This is a genomic window from Mesorhizobium sp. M0496 (assembly GCF_040321205.1).
Taxonomy (GTDB): Bacteria; Pseudomonadota; Alphaproteobacteria; order Rhizobiales; family Rhizobiaceae; genus Mesorhizobium.
Window position 1 is genome coordinate 184,887 of record NZ_JAMYRC010000003.1, and the last position, 14,407, is coordinate 199,293.

The following is a 14,407-nucleotide window of genomic DNA, read 5'->3' on the forward strand; positions in this document are numbered from 1 at the left end:
CCGGGTTTAGCGCCGGATTCAGCGACTGATGGCGGCGATGAAATCGCGCACTTCGTCGATCAGCGTGCCGAGCCGCTTGAGCGTCTGGTTGTCTTCCGGCCGGTGCTCGATCTCGGTGACGCAATCGGCAATGGCAAAGGCACCCACGCCCCGTGCCGAGCCCTTGAGTCCATGGGCGAGCAGAAGCCGGTCCTTGATGTCGGCGTCGACTATTCTGTCGCGCACCGACAGCGCCTGTTGTACAAACAGCGCCAGCACCTCCTGCTCGAGGCTACGGTCGCCCATCGTCTGGCGGGCAAGGTGTGCCAAATCGACCGGCCGTGACCGTCTTGGTCCGGATACGTCGCCCCCGGGCATTGAGAAGGCGATGCCGCTTTCGCCACGCATGAACTCGAACTCCGTTTTCTTCGATCGCCCAAAAACCTAAGCGAATCCAGTGGACAACGGGTTAATGGTTGGCCCGGAAAAATGGTGCGAAAACGGCGCCGAAATCACGGTTGCGTTAACCTTATATTTAAAGTTTTACGTATCCCGCGGAATGCATGTTTTCTTTACCCCCCTGTGTCATTACGATACGAGGGGTCCATTTTCAGCCTCCTGCGCGTGGTAAGACAAACAGAATTATAAGCCCGCGGCAGCTAGTACAGGGTAGCGAAGGCATGGCAAAGAAACCAACGACGAGAACTCTCGACAACGAAGTGGCCAGGGAACTGGAAAAGGCGCTTGATTTCGACCTCAGCAATGATGTCGGCAGCGGCGACCTCGACATCGCGGCTTCGATGGAGGATCTGGAAGCGCAGATATCCCAGGCCGCCGACGAGCTGGCACGCGAGGGACGCGATCAGAAACCGGAGCCCGTGGTCAATCAGAGCCAGTCCCAGAGCCAGGCCGCAAAACCCGCGCCAAAGGCCAAGCCTGCCGAGTTGCGTCCCGTGGAAACACGCAATGGCGCCCAGCCTGCGGGTTTCGCGCCGGCCAATGACGATCGCCAGAAGGACTACAAGACGCTCCTGCACAGCCTCAACAGGCGTGCCTCGAACACCATTTACTGGGTTGTCGCCTTTGTTTCGCTCGCCTGGTTCGCCGGCGCCGGCGGATTGGCCAATCTTCTTTTCGGACCGAGCATCTGGAAAATCCGCACGCTTGACCAGTTCCTTGCCCGTCCGGAGCTGATCGGCCTCGCCGTCGCGGCGATCGTGCCCGTCATCCTGTTCTGGGCTTTCGCGGCCATGATTCGCCGCGCCCAGGAAATGCGCATCGCCGCCCAGTCGATGACCGAAGTGGCCTTCCGTCTGACCGAACCGGAAAACCTTGCCCAGGATCGCGTCATGATGATCGGCCAGGCCGTTCGTCGCGAGGTCGCGGCCATGGGCGAAGGCATCGAACGCACGCTTGCCCGCGCCGTCGAGCTGGAAACGCTGGTGCACAGCGAAGTCAACCAGATCGAACGCTCCTATTCCGAGAATGAATCCCGCATCCGTTCGCTGGTCGACGGGCTAGGCAGCGAGCGCGAGGCCGTCGTCACGCACGCAGAGCGCGTCCGCGCCTCGATCACCGGCGCGCATGAGACGCTGAAGGACGAGATCGGCGCCGCCTCCGACATCATCCGTGATTCGATCCTCAATGCGTCGACCAAATTGTCGATGACCATCACCAATTCCGGCGACACGCTCATCGACCGCATCAACGAAAGCTCGATGTCGATCTTCGATTCGGTGGAAGGCCGGCTCGATTCGATCACCGACCGCCTGTCGACCTCCGGCGAGGCTTTCGCCAGCCTTCTTGATACCCGCATCGCCAAGCTGACGGACACCACGGACGGCCTGACACGGTCGTTGACCGATCTGCTCGACGATCGCACCACCGGCATGGTGTCGCTGCTTGGCGGTGCTGCACGCACCCTCAATTCCGAGTTCGAGGCCAGCCTCAACGGCATCGAGCGGACGCTCGCCGAACGCGGCCAGGCGCTGATCAGCGAGTTCCAGACGCGCGCCGAGGCGCTGGACACCGGAACGCAGAAGCTCAATGCAGCCCTCGAGGCCCGCGCCCGCCAGATCAACGAGACGCTGGTCGAGCGCGCCCGTGAAATCGCCCACACCTTTGCCGAGAGCAAGGACACGCTGTCGGCGATGATCGATCAGGGCAAGACCCAGATCGGCGCCGACATGGCCGACATCGTCACCTCGACCTCCTCCATGCTCGAAGCCCGCGCCAGCGACTTCGCCGGGCGCATGGAAGCCGCCCGTCACGTCGTCTCGCGTTCGTTCGACAGCGACATCCAGCGGCTCGCCGATGCCCGTGTCGGCATCGAGGAAGCCGTCGAGAACCACAGCAGAAAGCTGTCCGAAAGCCGCGAGCGCATGGCCGAAGCCATGCAGGCCGATCTGGCGAAGTTCGCCGAGGGCCGCGCCGGCATCGATGCGGCGGTGACCAACCAGGTGCAGAAGCTGGCCGAAGGCCGCAGCCTGATCTCGCGCGCTCTCGAAGAAGATTTGCGCAAGGTCAATGAATCGCGAGCGGCCATCGATGCGTCGCTCGGCAGCCATCTCGAAAGGCTGGAAGAAGGCCGCAACAGGCTCTCCACTGCCCTGAACGAAGACTCCGGGAAATTGGTGCAAGCTCGTACGATCATTGATGAAATGGTTGCCGGCCACGTCGGAAAGCTCGCCGAGGGCCGCAACATCCTGTCGCGCGCACTGGAAGCCGATCTCGGCAAACTATCCGACAGCCGCGCCGACATCGACGGTCTTGTCGCCGGTCAGGTCGAGAAGATCGCGGAGGGCCGCGCCGTGCTCGCCAAGGCGTTGGAAAACGACATTATAGGCATCAAAAATCTCATCGAAACCCATTCCGCCAAGCTGGCGGAAGACCGCACCCAGCTTTCGCACTCGCTCGACAGCGATCTGTCCGGCATACGCGGCCTGATCGAGGGTCATTCGGGACGCCTCGCCGAAGACCGCAGCCTGCTTTCGCAGACCCTCGAAGCCGACCTTGCCAAGCTTGCAGAGAGCCGCTCGAGCATCGACGGTCTCGTCGCCGGTCAGGTCGAGAAGCTGGCCGAAGGCCGCGACATTCTCAAACGGGCTCTGGAATCCGATCTGAACACGATCAAGGGCGTCATATCGAGCCAGTCGGAAAAGCTGGCCGAGGATCGCGGGCAGCTTTCGCGGGTCCTGGAAGCCGACCTGCAGAATGTGAACAGCGTCATCGCCGACCACATGAACAAGCTGGTTCAGGACCGTTCGACCCTGTCGAAGGCGCTCGAGGACGATCTCGCCAAGCTGGCCGACAGCCGTTCCAGCATCGACGGGCTGGTTGCCGGTCAGGTCGAGAAGTTGTCTGAGGGTAGAGATATCCTGCGGCGCGCCCTGGAATCCGACCTCAATGCGATCAAGGGAACCATTGCAGACCAGTCGCAGAAACTGGTCGATGACCGGGCACAATTCGCCCGGGCGCTCGAGGCTGATCTCGAAAGCGTCAACAGCCTGGTCAACAGCCATTCCGAACGGCTCGCCCAGGACCGTTCGACCTTGTCGAGGTCACTTGAGGCCGACCTCGAAAACGTCGGCGGCCTCGTCAACAGCCACGCGGAAAGGCTTGTCCAGGAACGCTCGACCCTGTCGAAGGCGCTTGAAGACGATTTGGCCAAGCTCGCCGAAAGCCGCTCCAGCATCGATGGCCTGGTCGCCGGCCAGGTCGAGAAACTGGCCGAAGGCCGCGATATTCTCAAGCGCGCGCTGGAAGCCGATCTGGCCAAGCTGGCCGAAAGCCGCTCCAGCATCGACGGTTTGGTCGCTGGTCAGGTGGAGAAACTGGCCGAAGGCCGCGACATTCTCAAACGCGCCCTCGAAGCTGACTTGCAGAAGCTGAGCGAAAGCCGCAGCGATATCGACGACGTCATTGCCGGACATGTCGGCAAGCTGTCCGAGGGTCGCAATATGCTGACCCGCGCGCTGGAAGACGATCTCGGCAAGCTCGCCGAGACCCGCAAGGACGTTGACCGCTCGCTGTCGGGCCATATCGACCAGATAGCCGCCAGGAGCACCAGCATTTCCGACGCGATCGCTGCCGATGTCGAGAAGATCGAGCAGGCGTTCGGCCGTCAGACCGGCATCATCGAGGAGCGCGCCGGCACTATGGAGCGTGCGCTCTCGACAGGCGTCGACAACGTCCGTGCCGTGCTCGAGAAGAGCGCTGTGTTTGTCGCCGGCGCCCTGCGCGAAAAGGTGCTGGAAGTCACCAGCACGCTGCATGAGCAGGCCGGTGCCGCGTTCAGTGACGCCGACCGCAAGATCGCCGAGCGCGCCGAGCAGACCTCTGCCGCCCTGCTGGCACGGGCCGAAGATATCGCCCGCACCTTCGAGGACGCCGACCGTCGCCTGCACGCCCGTGCGGAAGATACGTCGAACGCCTTGCTTGCCCGCGCGGACGATACGTCCAGCTCACTGCTGGCCCGCGCCCATGAAACCGCCGATCAGCTGGCCGCTCGTGCAAGCGAGATTGCCGGCGCCTTCGACGTGGCGGACCAGAAGCTCGCCGCCCGCGCCCAGGAAACCGCCGATCAGCTGACCGCCCGTGCAAGCGAGATCGCCGGCACGTTCGATGCAGCCGACCAGAAGCTGGTCGCCCGCGCCATCGAAACGGCCCAGTCGCTGGCCGCGCGCGCCGGCGATATCCTGCGCAACTTCGAAGGCGCCGACCGACGGCTCGGCATGCGCATCGGCGAATCGGCCGAAGCGCTTGCCGCCCGTGCCTCGGACCTTGGCCGCATCTTCGATGCAGCCGACCAGCAATTGGTCTCGCGCATCGCCGAAGGTTCGGAAGCACTGTCCAGCCGCGCCTCGGAAATCGGCCGCATCTTCGACGACGCGGATCAGCGCCTGGTGTCGCGCATCGCCAGCAGCACCACCACGATCGGCGAGCATGCCGAAACCATCGTCGGCGCCTTTACCGATACCGAGCAAAGGGTCGCCGAACGTGCAAGGCGGACCGGCCAGGAAATGGCCGTGCATGCCCGCGAAATCGAGCAGGCGCTTGCCGGCGCCGATGAGCGGCTTGCGTCGAGCGCTGCGGCTACGGCCGCCCGTGTCGAAGAGCAGGTCTCAGGCGTCGAGAACCGCCTCGCCCACACGGCCGAGACGATGGGCCAGAAGCTCAACGAGCAGGTGTCGAATGCCGAGGCGCAACTCGTTTCGCGAGCCAATGTGATCGCCGAGACCTTCACTGCGGTTGGCCAGCATATCGGCCAGAGCACCAACGATGCCGCCAAGACGATCGGCGCCAACACCCGCGAACTCAACACCATGCTCGCGGCGCGTTCGGCCGAAATGTCGAAGATCCTCGACGAAACCGCACGGCCTTTGGTCGAGCGCTTCGCCCAGGGCGGTTCGGAACTGCAAAAGAGCATGGAAGAGGTCACCGAACGCGCCACCGAGAAGCTGCGCAGCGAGAATGCCGCACTTGTCGACGCGCTCGCCAGCCGCACCGCCGAGACCTTGTCGGCGGTCGAAGGCGCCCGCTCGTCGCTGTCCGACAGCGTCGCCGACCTCATTGGCCGCATGACCAAGTCCAGCTCGCAGCTCGGTCAGCTGATCGAGCAGGCCGCCGTCAATCTCGGCGAGGTCGATGAACGCCTCAGCGGCAGCACGCAAAGCTTCGCCGCCACCACCGAGAAAGCCGCGCAGACCTTTGCCAGTTCGGCGCGACTGGTCGATTCGAACACGACAAGGCTGACGGACCTGTCGTCGTCCACCTTGCGCGAGGTCGCGTCGATCGCCACCAAGTTCGACGAACACAGCCGTCTGCTGTCCAGCGCTTCGGACCTGTTGAGTTCGGCCCAGAGCAACCTCGAGCACACGCTCGAAAGGCAGTCGTCGCTCGAGGATCTCGCCGTCGGCCTGGTTAAGAAATCGGAAGATCTCGAAAGGGTCATGCGCTCGTTCGAAAATCTCGTCGGCCAGACGCTGCAGAACGCCGAAGGCAAGACGATGGAGTCGGCCGACAAGATCCGCAACGCCATCACCGACGTCGTCGATTCGGCTACCAAGCGCTTCGCCGATGCGACCGAGGAGATGCGGCGCACCGCGGGCTCGATCAAGAGCGAACTCGACCTCACCCGCGCCGAACTCAAGAAGGGCGTCATCGAGATGCCGGAAGAGGCAAAGGAATCGACCTCGGCCATCCGCCGCGCCGTCTCCGAGCAGATCAATGCCCTGAAGGAGCTTTCGGACATCGTTGCGAAGTCCGGCCGCAGCAGTGATGGCGCCGAGCCCCGCAATCTGCGTCCGGCGCCGCAAGCGCCAGCCGCACGCACCGCCGAGCCGCCGCGTCGCGCACCGCCGGCACCGCAGCCGGAGCTGCGCACCCCTCAGGCGCCGTTGGGCGGCCCTGCATTGCGCGGCACGCTCGACCTTGAGCGCCCCGCCGAGGCGGCACCACGCCAGCGTGGTGATGCACGTACGCCTCAGGGCGGTTGGGTGCGCGATCTCCTGACCGCGGCGTCGAACGACGAGGACCTGAGGTCCGCAGCACCTTCGGCGCCCGCGGAAGCACCGCGCGCGGCCCCTGCCCAGCGCTCGCCCCTGCATGTCGTGGAATCGCTGAACTCGCTCTCCGTCGATATCGCGCGAGCCATCGATCACGAAGCTTCGATCGAGTTGTGGAACCGCTACCGGCGTGGCGAACGTGACGTGTTCACGCGGCGGCTCTACACACTGAAGGGCCAGCAGACGTTCGACGAGATCCGTCGCAAGTATCAGGCGGAGGCCGAGTTCCGCGCCGCCGTCGACCGCTACTGCGACGATTTCGAGAAGCTGCTCAAGGATGTCTCGCGCAACGACCGCGACAACATCATGGCGCAGACCTACCTGACGTCGGACACCGGCAAGGTCTACACCATGCTGGCCCACGCCAGCGGCCGCCTGCATTGATCAGCCGATAGGGCAAAAAACAAAAAGGCGGGAAATTTCCCGCCTTTTTCATGTCGGCCGATTTGTGTTGTTGGCGCATCTGCCGACGCCGCGGCCGTTGCAGTGCCTCTGACATCAGCGTTGGCAGAAGTGTTATGCGATCAAGCCTTTACGGAGATCAGATCACCGAATCCGTCCAGCGCACGATCTGCCTGGCGGCATCGCCGAACGCGTTGTCGAGCGCACTGACATAGGCCGGATTGCCGCTGCCCGAAACAGGCGCGGAGGCGGTGAAGCTCTTCGAGGCACGCACCTCGCCATTGCGGTCGTTCAGAATGCGCACGAACAGGTCGACCTCGGCATGTTCGCCGCCGTCGACGCTCACTTCGAATGAACGGATCTCGACGATCACCTGATAATCGATCGCCAGGCCCTCGCCCGGCTTGCCGACGCCGGCAAAGCTGCCTGAACGCTGGAACGTCTCGGCCAGCCGCGCCTGCACGATCAGCGGCAGCCGGTCGGCCCATTGCGCGCCCTTGAGATACTGGATCGAGCGATCCGATGGCTTGATGACGATGTTCTGGCTGTCCAGCGCCTTGAGCGCCGAAGGCTGCGCGATCAGGATCTGACGGCGGCTATGGCCATGCGCGTCGACCGAAGGCGCCGACAGCTCAAAGGTGTCGAGCGGCGCAGGCTTGCCACCCAACGCTGCGCAGCCGACCAGCGTCAGGGCAAGCAGTGCCGCAGCCGATGTCCGCCCGCCCGTTCTCACCCACACAGATTTCACACGCGATCCCCGTTGTCCCCGGATCGTAAGATCAAGCCGCTTTCGCGGCCCATGTTTCTGGGGCGCGCCGACACCGAAGTCAACGCCGCGCCCTGCCATCGAACTGCCGGACCTCGCCCTCGCCACCCGAAAGGATGCGCTGCGGATTGCGGCTGAGATCTGTCACCGCCTCCTCAATGCGGCTGATCGAACGGCGGCTGTCCTGCACCAGCGCCTCGACATTCGAAAGCCCCTGGCCCGAGAAGCGCGTCAGATTGTCGGTGATGACGCCAAGACGCGCATTCAGCGTGTCGGCTACCTGCTTGAATGATTTCAGCGTGGCTCTGGCGTCGGCCATCACGCCATCGGCTTGACCCGAGCCGAGCAAGGTGTCGACCCTGGCGAGGATGCCGTCGACGCGCACCGAGGCATCGTTGAGGCGTTGGGCGAGTTGCTTGGCATCCTTGATCGTCTGGTCGATGTCGTCGGCCCGGTTGGCGAATTTGTCGGTCACTTCTGCGATGTCGGCGGCCGCCTTGTCGGCGTTTTCGCTGGCCTTCTGGATGTTGGCGAGTGCGGAACGCACCTGCGCCGGATCGATGCCGTCGAGCACACCGTCGACCTTCGTCAGCGTGCCTTGCGTCTGCTTGGCGAAATCGTTGACCGATCCGACGGCCGTATCGACGTTCTTGATCACGCCGTCGAGCTGTTTCGAAGTCTCCTTGAGGTTGCCTGTCACCGTATCGACGTTGGCGACAATGCTCTTGATCTTGTCCTTGTCGACGGCGTTGAGCAGACCTTCGGCTGCCTTGAGCGTGCCGTCGAGCTTGCCGGAAACGCCTTTCAGCTCATCGGACAGCGCACTGGCGGCGGACAGGAACTTGTCGATACCGTCCGAATTCTTGGCCAGCGCATCGGAGAAGGTCTGCACGTTCTGCACGGTCTGCGTCAGCGGCCCGCGAACGTCCTTGGTGAAGCCTTCGAGTTCCGTGAGCACCTTGTCGGCGCGGGTAAAGATGTTCTGCGCTGTCTGCAAGAGGTTGGTCACCGCCGACGGGTTGGCGACGATCTCGGCGACCTTGCCTTCCTTTTCCGCCTGGTCGAGGAGTTTTACTTCCTTGGGGTCAGCGCCCTTGAGTTCGATGTTGGCCTGTCCAGTGAGGCCGGCAAGACCGATATCCGCCTGCGTCGACTTGGTGATCGGCGTCAGTCGATCGATCTCGGTGTCGGCGATGGCGACAGTCGGATTGTCGACGTCGATATAGACGCGCCTGACATCACCAACCTTGACGCCGTTGAACAGCACGAAACTGCCGCGGCCAAGCCCGGACGCCGAGCCTGGAATGCGCACGCGCAGCAACGTCGTCTCGCCCTTGTCTCCGATCGCCGCCGTCCAGTAGACGAAGGCAAACGCCGCCAGGATCGCGGCCAGCGTGAAAATGCCGACAATGACGTAATTGGCTCTGGTTTCCATTGTCCCACTTATGGCTATGCGCGCGCGGCAAGATCAAGTTGCCGAGCGCGTTTTCCGCGGAAATAGGACTTTACCCACGGCTCCTCGCTCTTCAGCATGTCGTCGATGGTGCCTTCGACCAGTACTTTCTTCTTGCCGAGCACGGCCACGCGGTCGCAAGCGGTGAAAAGCGTGTCGAGATCGTGCGTCACCATGTAGACGGTCAGATCCATCGTATCGCGCAGCTTGACCACCAGCTCGTCGAACTCCGCCGCGCTGATCGGATCGAGGCCCGATGTCGGCTCGTCGAGGAAGACGATATCGGGGTCGAGTGCCAGCGCCCGCGCCAGCGCCGCTCGCTTGATCATGCCGCCGGAAAGTTCGGACGGAAATTTCTGCGCCGCGTCCGGCGGCAATCCGACCAGTTCGATCTTGAGCAGCGCCAGCTCATCCATCAGCTTCTTAGGCAGGTCGAGATATTCGCGCATCGGCACCTGGACGTTCTCCAGCACCGTTAGTGCCGAAAACAGAGCTCCGTGCTGGAACAGCACGCCAAGCCGCATATCGATGCGCAGACGCTCCACTTCGCTGGCCTTCTCGACATCGACGCCGAACAGCTTGATCGTTCCCGACTGCTTGCGCGTCAGGCCAAGGATGGTTCGCAACAGAACGGATTTGCCGGCACCTGAGGCGCCGACAAAGCCGAGGATTTCGCCACGCCTGATATCGAGCGACAATTTGTCGAGGATGAGCTTGTCGGCGAAGGAGACGCTGATGTTGTGCGCGGAAAGCACGATGTCGCCTTCGCCCGCATCGTCCGCCACCGCAATCGTCTTTGTCCTGCGCCGCAGCTTCATTTCAAAACTCGATCGCTGCGTAGAACATGGCGAAAAGCCCGTCGAGGATGATGACGACGAAAATCGACTTCACCACCGAGGCTGTCACGTGCTGGCCGAGCGATTCCGCGCTGCCGCCGACCTTCATGCCTTCGACCGAGGCAATCGTGCCAATGATCATGGCCATGAACGGCGCCTTGATCAGGCCGGCGAAAATCGTACTGAGATCGATGGCGACACGCAGCCGGTCGAGGAAGGCGGCCGGCGCGATGTCGGAATAGAGCCAGGCAGCCAGTATGCCGCCGCCGAGTGCGGCGAAATTGGCGATGATGGTCAGGCACGGCAAGGCGATGACCAGCGCCACCAGCCGCGGAAAGACCAGGACGCCGATCGGGTTGAGCCCGATGACCTTCAGCGCGTCGACCTCCTCGCGCATCTTCATCGAGCCGATCTCGGCGGTGATCGCGCTGCCGGAGCGGCCGGCGATCATGATCGCCGTCATCAGCACGCCGAGTTCGCGCAGGATCAGCACGCCGACCAGGTCGACGACGAATATATCGGCGCCGAAATAGCTGAGCTGATAGGCGCCTTGCTGGGCAACGATGGCACCGACGATCGCCGACATCAGCACCACCACCGGAATGGCGCCGACACCCATGCGGTCGATCTGGTTGAAGATCGCCGCCGGGTTGACGGCGTGGCCGCGGCCGAGCTTCATCTGCGCGCCGCGAATGGTGGCGCCGAGGATGTTCATCGAGGAAAGGAAGTCGTCGCGCATCTCGTAGACGCGGCGGCCGACCGCCTCCAGCGCGCGGATGACGATATTGGGCGGACCGGCAGCGCCGGATTCGGGTTCGCGCCGCACGGCCTCGCCTACCGCGTCGAGCAGGATCGAAGCGATCTCGCTCTGGCCTTGCATCTGGATCTCGACGCCCTTCTTCTCGAAGGCGCTTACCAGCCGGTCGATCAACCAGGCGCCGGCGGTGTCCATCTTCTCGATCTTGGAAACATCGAGCGCCAAGGTCTTGAAGCCGCTTCGTTTTTCGATCTTGCGCATGTCGGCGTCGATCAGCGCGACGGTCCGTGTCGTCCAGATTCCGGAGAAGGCGCAGCCGAGAACGCCGTCCTCCTCGCCGATTGCCACGCGCGGTTCGTGGTCAGCCTCCCCTGCGGTCGTGCCGCTTGCGTCGCGCTTGCCGATGGTCAACATGGCATCCTGTTTAGCCTGACGGGTCTGACCTGTCGATTTGCCGACAACGCTTGTCGCATAGCAGGAGCAGAAAAATATGGCGCGTGTCATTTCGGTCGAGGCCGAGCGTTTTCCAATCGCCGGAACCTTCACCATCTCGCGCGGTTCCAAGACCGAAGCCGAAGTGATCTCCTGCACGATCAGCGAGGGCGGCCACGCCGGCCGCGGCGAATGCGTTCCCTACAAGCGCTATGGCGAGACCATGGACCGCGTGCGCGAGACGATCGAGGCCATGCGCGACCGGATCGCCGGCGGCATCAGCCGGGCCGCCTTGCTCGATGCCATGCCGGCCGGAGCTGCCCGCAACGCCATCGACTGCGCCCTGTGGGACCTCGAAGCCAAGCTGAGCGGCAAACCAGTAGCATCCAGCATCGGTGCCGCTCCACTACGGGCGCTCGAAACCGCCTACACGCTGTCGCTCGGCGAACCGGAGGCGATGGCGGCGCAGGCCCGCGCCAATGCCGCACGGCCGCTTCTCAAGGTCAAGATCGGTGGCGACAACGATATCGCCCGCATCCGCGCCGTCAGGCAAGCGGCACCCGACAGCCGAATCATCCTCGACGCCAATGAGGGCTGGAACGACGACAATATCGTTGCAAACCTTGCATTCGCCGCCGAGCAAGGCATCGCGCTGATCGAACAGCCGCTGCCGGCCGGCCATGACGAGATCCTGGGCCATATCGCGCATCCCGTGCCGATCTGCGCCGATGAAAGCGTGCACGAGGCGAAGAACCTCGCAGCTCTTGTTGGCCTCTACGACGCCGTCAACATCAAGCTCGACAAGTCGGGCGGCCTGACAGCCGCCCTTGTGCTGCGCGATCGCGCCCGCGAACTCGGTTTCGGCGTCATGGTCGGCTGCATGGTCGGCACGTCGCTGGCGATGGCCCCGGCGGTGTTGCTCGCTCAGGATGCAGATTTCGTCGACCTCGACGGTCCGCTGCTGCTTGCCCGCGACCGTGTGCCCGGCCTTGTCTATCAGGGATCGCTGGTGTCACCGCCTGATACGGCGCTGTGGGGCTGAGCGCGCCGCAAACCCGATCAGCACCAGTCCGATCAAGGCGATCGGGATCATGGCAAAAAAGCCGTCGACGCCGAAACGCTCGTAAAGCGGGCCGGACGCCAGCGTTACCACCGCCATGAAGAAGCCGTTGGAGAAATAGGCAATGCCTTGCGCGGCACCGGTTCGCTCCTCGGAGACCGTTTCGCCGATCATCTTCTGCAGGCCGATCAGCACCAACGCCACCGAAACCGAGTGCAGCGACTGGACGCCAAAAAATCCGGCAACGCCGAGCCCGAGCGGCCAGACCAGCGGAAAGGCGATCCAGCGCACGATCGAGCCGATCCCTGCCATCACCATGATCGACACGACGGAGAACCGGTCGAAAAAGCGGGTGAACATCATGAACATGCAGACTTCCGACACCACGCCCCAAGCCCACAAAAGGCCGACAACCGAATCGCTGAGGCCGATCGATTTCCAGTAGATGGAGACGAAGCCGTAGAGAAATGCGTGGCTGGCGGTGATGATGCCGACGCCGATCGAAAAATACAGGAAATACGGGTTGAGAAGCTTCGGTGCTGAATGCTGGATGTCTGTGGCCGACAGCGGTGAAGCGCGCCGCGGACGGCCAAGACGCGGCGCCAGCAGCCCTGCGGCAAGGGCCGCGACAAACGCCACGAGAATGATCACCGGAACCGCCCGCGACCCGGTTGCCGACAGGATGAAGCCGCCGGCGACATTGGCGAGCAGATAAGAGATCGAGCCCCATTTGCGCATGCTCGTATAGTTCGAGCCGAAGCGGCGCACACCCGAAAGCGCCAGCGAATCGGCGATCGGCGAATGCGGCGTCCAGACGATGGTCAGCGCCAGCGAAACCGCCAGCACCATGGCGTAGGTCGGCGTCAGGAAATAACCGGCTGACAAAAGCAGCGACGCAGCTACCAGCGCGACGTAGACATCGGCGCGATCCCTGGCACGATCAGCCAACGCGGTCAGCAACGGCGTCGTCACCACGCGCAGGAACATGGGGGCCGCCAGAATGACGGCGATCTGCTCGGCATGAAAACCCTTGGCCTGTAGCCACAGCGGAAAGTAAGGCAGATGCGTTCCGAGCGGCACGAACAGCGTCGCGAAAATCAGGCTCATGCGCAGTTCGAAATGGCGCGGCTTGACGAGTTGTTCGGGCGAAAGCGGCGGCAGGGACATGAATCGATCCAATAACGCTGCACTCGGCCGGATGGCAGCGCGTATCGATCCCTTAACATGGGCGAAAACCGGGCGAAACCGGTTGGACTAATCGATTGATCCCGGAGTCCGGACGAACGCCGGCGCTATGCCGCCTGCCCAACCCGGTCTTCGATGAGCAACGGGATAAAGGGCTCGTCCGGCGCCTCGGGCAGCACCTGTGCCCAGGTCAGGATTTCCATCCGGCCATCAAAATGCTCGACCACAGCCGTGCAGCTTTCCACCCAGTCACCGGTGTTGATGTACTGGACATCGCCAAAATTCTCGATGACGGCATGATGGATGTGGCCGCAGATGACGCCGTCGACATGCGAGCGGCGCGCCTCGTCCGCAAGCATGGTCTGGAACGAGCCGATGAAGTTCACCGCCTTCTTGACGTTGACCTTGGCCCAGGAGGAAAACGACCAGTATGGCAGGCCGAGCAGCTGGCGCAGCCGCGTCACCACGCGGTTGACCAGCATGGCCGCGTCATAGGCGTGGTCGCCGAGGTAGGCGAGCCAGCGCGCGTTGTGGACGACGGTGTCGAACTGGTCGCCATGGATGACGAGCAGGCGCTTGCCGTCGGCGGTCTCGTGGATGGCGCGGTCGGCGACAACGATGCCGCCGAAATGCACGCCCTGGAACTGGCGGGCGAATTCGTCATGGTTGCCGGCGATGTAGGTGATATTGGCGCCCTTGCGCGCCTTGCGCAGCAATTTTTGCACGACGTCGTTATGGCTTTGCGGCCAGTGCCAGCTCCGCCGCAGCCGCCAGCCGTCGACGATGTCACCGACCAGGTAGATGATGTCGGCGTCGTGATGTCTAAGGAAATCGATCAGGAATTCGGCCTTCGCCGCCTTCAAGCCCAGATGGACGTCGGAAATGAACATGCTGCGAAAAGTGCGGGGCTCTTGGCCGGACATCGCGATTTCACCCTTGCTTTCGCGAGAGCCTATGCCCCGATTCATGCA

At 63.2% G+C, this 14,407-nt stretch carries 9 protein-coding genes; 2 read left to right on the forward strand and 7 right to left on the reverse strand.

The genetic code is table 11. From position 1 onward, the window contains the following. Positions 1-18: 18 nt before the first annotated feature. Complete coding sequence (locus tag NKI73_RS05810; RefSeq protein ID WP_352627889.1) at positions 19-387, reverse strand: Hpt domain-containing protein; 369 nt, start codon at positions 385-387, stop codon at positions 19-21. 272 nt (positions 388-659) lie between these two features. Between NKI73_RS05810 and NKI73_RS05815 the strand changes: the two genes are divergently transcribed. Next, the gene (locus NKI73_RS05815; protein WP_352627890.1) at positions 660-6,929 is read left to right on the forward strand and encodes a coiled-coil domain-containing protein; all 6,270 of its coding nucleotides are present in this window, start codon (positions 660-662) and stop codon (positions 6,927-6,929) included. 157 nt (positions 6,930-7,086) lie between these two features. Here the strand turns inward: NKI73_RS05815 and NKI73_RS05820 are convergent, their stop codons facing one another. From NKI73_RS05820 to NKI73_RS05835, 4 genes are all read right to left on the reverse strand, one after another. Next, positions 7,087-7,695 carry an ABC-type transport auxiliary lipoprotein family protein gene (locus NKI73_RS05820; RefSeq protein ID WP_502905611.1) on the reverse strand — a complete coding sequence of 203 codons (609 nt, stop codon included), beginning with the start codon at positions 7,693-7,695 and terminating at the stop codon, positions 7,087-7,089. A 79-nt stretch (positions 7,696-7,774) separates the two neighbouring features. Next, a complete protein-coding gene (locus NKI73_RS05825) occupies positions 7,775-9,148 on the reverse strand; it encodes an MlaD family protein (protein ID WP_352627892.1) in 1,374 nt (457 codons plus the stop codon). 14 nt (positions 9,149-9,162) lie between these two features. After that, positions 9,163-9,984 (reverse strand): ABC transporter ATP-binding protein, encoded by an 822-nt coding sequence (locus NKI73_RS05830; RefSeq protein ID WP_352627893.1) that lies wholly within the window; start codon positions 9,982-9,984, stop codon positions 9,163-9,165. 1 nt (position 9,985) lies between these two features. Beyond that, positions 9,986-11,173: an MlaE family ABC transporter permease gene (locus tag NKI73_RS05835; protein ID WP_352627894.1), complete on the reverse strand. Its 1,188-nt coding sequence runs from the start codon at positions 11,171-11,173 to the stop codon at positions 9,986-9,988. A gap of 76 nt (positions 11,174-11,249) precedes the next feature. On the opposite strand from NKI73_RS05835, the gene dgcA reads away from it, so the two are divergent. Next, entirely contained in the window at positions 11,250-12,233 is a 984-nt protein-coding gene (gene dgcA, locus NKI73_RS05840) for an N-acetyl-D-Glu racemase DgcA (protein ID WP_352627895.1), read from the forward strand. Here the strand turns inward: dgcA and NKI73_RS05845 are convergent. Both NKI73_RS05845 and NKI73_RS05850 read right to left on the reverse strand, forming a co-directional pair. Then, positions 12,204-13,418 (reverse strand): MFS transporter, encoded by a 1,215-nt coding sequence (locus tag NKI73_RS05845; protein ID WP_352627896.1) that lies wholly within the window; start codon positions 13,416-13,418, stop codon positions 12,204-12,206. The two genes, dgcA and NKI73_RS05845, sit on opposite strands and share 30 nt — an antisense overlap. 125 nt (positions 13,419-13,543) lie before the next feature. Beyond that, positions 13,544-14,359, reverse strand: coding sequence for a UDP-2,3-diacylglucosamine diphosphatase (locus NKI73_RS05850; RefSeq protein WP_352627897.1), 816 nt, complete (start codon positions 14,357-14,359; stop codon positions 13,544-13,546). Positions 14,360-14,407: the final 48 nt, after the last annotated feature.